Source organism: Frankia canadensis (assembly GCF_900197875.1).
GTDB lineage: Bacteria > Actinomycetota > Actinomycetes > Frankiales > Frankiaceae > Frankia > Frankia canadensis.
Map to the genome: position 1 here is coordinate 1 of NZ_FZMO01000318.1, position 3,812 is coordinate 3,812.

4 protein-coding genes are annotated in these 3,812 nt (G+C 75.1%); 2 read left to right on the forward strand and 2 right to left on the reverse strand.

Annotated features, from left to right (window positions below):
• A partial coding sequence (locus C1A33_RS21925; RefSeq protein WP_133150783.1) for an FAD-dependent oxidoreductase occupies positions 1 to 847 on the reverse strand: 847 nt, incomplete at its 3' end.
• Between the two features lie 301 nt (positions 848 to 1,148).
• Here C1A33_RS21925 and gnd point away from each other — a divergent pair.
• A complete protein-coding gene (gene gnd, locus C1A33_RS21930; protein WP_101833269.1) occupies positions 1,149 to 2,165 on the forward strand; it encodes a phosphogluconate dehydrogenase (NAD(+)-dependent, decarboxylating) in 1,017 nt (338 codons plus the stop codon).
• Positions 2,166 to 2,189: 24 nt separating this feature from the next.
• Here gnd and C1A33_RS21935 read toward each other — a convergent pair whose 3' ends face one another.
• Complete coding sequence (locus C1A33_RS21935) at positions 2,190 to 3,116, reverse strand: hypothetical protein (RefSeq protein ID WP_243407811.1); 927 nt, start codon at positions 3,114 to 3,116, stop codon at positions 2,190 to 2,192.
• 403 nt (positions 3,117 to 3,519) lie between these two features.
• Between C1A33_RS21935 and C1A33_RS21940 the strand changes: the two genes are divergently transcribed.
• A partial coding sequence (locus C1A33_RS21940; RefSeq protein WP_133150784.1) for a hypothetical protein occupies positions 3,520 to 3,812 on the forward strand: 293 nt, incomplete at its 3' end.

The window sequence follows — 3,812 nt, forward strand, 5'->3', positions numbered from 1 at the left end:
GCCCCGGCCCCGGCCCGTCGCCTGAGCCGGCATCCCGGGACGGCGGCGTCGGGCGCTCGACCCGTACCGTCACCGGCCCGCGCCGCTGGTCGGCGCCAGTGGCGTCGCGGCGCACCTCGACCGCGCGGGTACCCAGCAGGACGGTGATGCCCTCCGCCTCGAACGCCTCGCGCACCTGCTCGCCGGCGAACTCCTCCTCCCGGGCGAGCAGCCGGGGCGAGCCCTCGACGAGCGTGACCGTCTCGCTGCCGAGCCGGCGGAACGCCTGGGCCAGCTCGACGCCGACCGCCCCGCCGCCGAGCACGACGAGCCGCCTGGGCACCGTGCGGGCGCCCGTCGCGGTGCGGTTGTCCCACGGCTCGGCCTGCGCGAGGCCGGGGATCGGCGGAACGGTCGCCCGGGTCCCGGTCGCCACCACCACGGCCCGTGACGCCGTGAGCAGCCGTTCGGTGCCGTCCGCGGCGGTGACCGCCACCTGCCGCGGCTGGCCGGTCAGCCGGCCCACCCCGCGCACGAGCTCGACGCCCCGGTCGGTCAGCCACGGCACCTGGGAGTCGTCCGCGTACCCGGCGACCATGTCGTCACGACGGGCGAACACCGCGGCGCAGTCCACCGTGCCGGTGACCGCCGCGGCGGCGCCGGGCACCCGACGGGCGGCCGCGAGGATCTCCCCCGGGCGGATCAGCGTCTTGCTCGGGATACACCCCCAGTAGCTGCACTCGCCGCCGACGAGCTCCCGTTCGACGATCGCCACGGCGAGCCCCGCCTGGGCGCAGCGCCCGGCCACGTTCTCCCCCGCCGGCCCCGCGCCGATCACGATGACGTCCACGTTCGAGTTCTGGTCCACGTCCTGTGCCTCCCCGTCCGTCCCGCTGGCACACCCGCCGCGCACCGGCCACGTCCATCCCAGCAGACCACGCGCACCCGCCTCGCCGGCACGCCCCGACACCCACCGCGCGTCGCCATCCCGCGTGTCCGGTGGGGGGTGACCAGAAGCACCTCGCCTGATCGGACGGCCTCGGCGCACCACGGCCGGGACGGCCGGGGGCGGCGGGGAAGAATGGCGGGTGCCGAAGCAGGGCCCGGTCGGCCGTCGGCGCGACCGTCGGCCGGCCGGGCCGCCGAGACGAAGCGAGCGGGGAGACGAGATGCAGCTCGGGATGGTCGGACTCGGCCGGATGGGCGCCAACCTGGTGCGCCGGCTGATCCAGGGCGGCCACGAGTGCGTGGTCTACGACGTGAACCCGAAGGCCATCGAGGCGCTGGAGGCCGAGGGCGCGACGGGAGCGCGGACGCTGGCCGAGTTCGCCGCGGCACTGCGCCCGCCCCGGACCGCCTGGATCATGGTCCCGGCCGGCCTGACCGGCCAGACCGTGGACGACCTCGCCACCCACTTCGCGGGCGACGACGTCATCATCGACGGCGGGAACTCGTACTACCGCGACGACATCCACCGCGCCCGCGACCTCGCCGCGGCCGGCATCCACTACGTGGACGTCGGCACCTCCGGCGGCGTGTTCGGCCTGGAGCGCGGCTTCTGCCTGATGATCGGCGGCGAGGCAGAGGTCGTCGGCCGGCTGGAACCGCTGTTCGAGACGATCGCGCCGGGCATCGGCTCGATCCCCCGCACGCCGGGCCGTTCCGGCGAGCCGGCGCAGGCCGAGAAGGGCTACCTGCACTGCGGTCCCAACGGCGCCGGGCACTTCGTGAAGATGGTCCACAACGGCATCGAGTACGGCATGATGGCCGCGTTCGCCGAGGGCCTCGCCGTCCTCGACAAGGCGAACATCGGCCGGGAGGCCGCCGAGCACAACGCCGAGACGGCCCCGCTGGGCGACCCGGAGTACTACCAGTACGACCTCGACACCGCCGCCATCGCCGAGGTCTGGCGCCGCGGCAGCGTCGTCAGCTCCTGGCTGCTCGACCTCACCGCGACCGCCCTGCACGAGGATCCGGCGCTCGCCGAGTTCGGCGGCCGGGTCTCCGACTCGGGCGAGGGCCGCTGGACGGTGCTCGCCGCCGTCGAGGAGGGCGTGCCGGCGCACGTGCTCACCGCCTCGCTGTACGAGCGGTTCAGCTCGCGCGGCGAGGGCCTGTTCGCCGACAAGCTGCTCTCCGCGATGCGCAAGCAGTTCGGCGGCCACGCCGAGCAGCACAAGGCCTGACCGCGCGGGGCCCGGCCGCGGCCGTCAGACGTCGGCGCCGAGGTCGGCGGCACCCCCCATGATGATCATGGGGTGGGCGGCCGGGTCCAGCCAGCGCATCACCGAGACCAACTGGTCCTGCAGCAGGGCGACGCAGCCGCGGGTCGGCGACTGGTGGTCGACGTGCAGCCAGATGTCGCCGCCGACGCCCGCGCCGAGCGGGCGGGCCGGGTCGGACGGCGGACGGCCCGCCAGGCGGTTGTAGTCAATGGCGACGACGTAGTTGAACGCGTCGGCCAGCGGCTCCCCCTGCGGCGCCGCGGTCTGGTAGAAGGACGGCCGGTACTCGTACGGCATACCGGTACCTGGGTCCGGCAGCCGCCCGCCGGCGGCCGTCAGCGAGAAGACCCCGATGGGGCTGCGAAGATCGCCCTCGTGGTGGCTGGTGGTCCAGCCGTTGGCGCCGTTGCGGCCCGTCATCGGCGCGCCGAACGCCGCCCAGGGCGCGTCCGGGGTCGCCCGCCGCCACAGAGTCACGGTGTTGGTGTTCGTGTCGCGGTCGCCGCCGGTGACGACGATGGCCTGCAACGCCTCGCGGGGAACCCGCGCCATCATCACGGAGCCGATGCCCGGGATGGCTCCGTCCTCCTCGAGCCCACCGGCGCTGCCGGCCACCCGGTTCGGCCGCACAGGGCTCGGGGCCGCGGTGGCCGGAGAACCGGGGGCGGCGGACGGGCCCGCACCGGCCGCGGGCGTGCCGGCGTCGGGCGTGCCGGCGCCGGACACCGAGGAGGAGGACGAACCGTCACCGCCGGCGCTGGCACTGGTGACATGCAGGGCGCCGGCGGCACCGACGACCAGGGTCACGCCCGCGGCCGCGACACCGACGGCGACCGACCGGCCTGACCGGCCCCGCGCCGAACCCCGGTTCGCGGCCGTGGCGGGTCGTTTCCTGCGGCGGTGATCAGCCATGTCTCCGTTTCCGGGACGGACGCCGCGGGCGGGGCGGCGTCACACTGTCGACGTCGTGGCCTGCCGGTGACCGCCCCCGCACCGCCAGGGTGCGACCATGACGCACCAGGCATCACGATACGTATCTCCCTCTCGGCGGGTGCGGGGTACCCCAGCGCTCCGCCCCCGGCACCGCGACCGAATGTGGACACTCCACGCATCCACCCGGATGCGAGACGCGAGGACTCGGGGCTGTCGGCCCTCACCCAGCACAGCCGATCACATCCGACATATCCGAAATGCCGACCTAGTGGGCACGATCCGCATCGAATGGCGCGCGGAGGGTGATAGGCTCTCGACCGCATTCATCGACGGATGACCTGCCCGGACGAGTGGGGCATGGCGCGCGGGAGGCCGGCGGATCGTGCTTGACGGCTTCCAGTTCCACCGCATCCTGAGCGCGCCCCGGCGTCCCGAGGCGGGCGACCGGCCCGATCCCGTTCCCGCCGCCCTGTTCGCCGCGCTCGTCGGCGCCCACGCGGAGCTGTCCTCGCTCGACGCCGGACCGGCCGCGCCCGGCCTCGGCCCGGCATCGCCCGGCATCGCCGTCGCCTGGCTGCGCGGTCCCGGCGAGCACCACATCCACTTCCTCGCCGGGGGGCGGCCCTACTTCCCCCCGAGCCCGGCCGCCGGCCGACCACGGATCTGGCGAGGGCC

Bases quoted from the DNA above. Each gene is read 5' to 3' on its own strand.
- gnd (WP_101833269.1), top strand. From the start codon at position 1,149: ATGCAGCTCGGGATGGTCGGACTCGGCCGGATGGGCGCCAACCTGGTG.
- C1A33_RS21935 (WP_243407811.1), bottom strand. From the start codon at position 3,116: ATGGCTGATCACCGCCGCAGGAAACGACCCGCCACGGCCGCGAACCGG.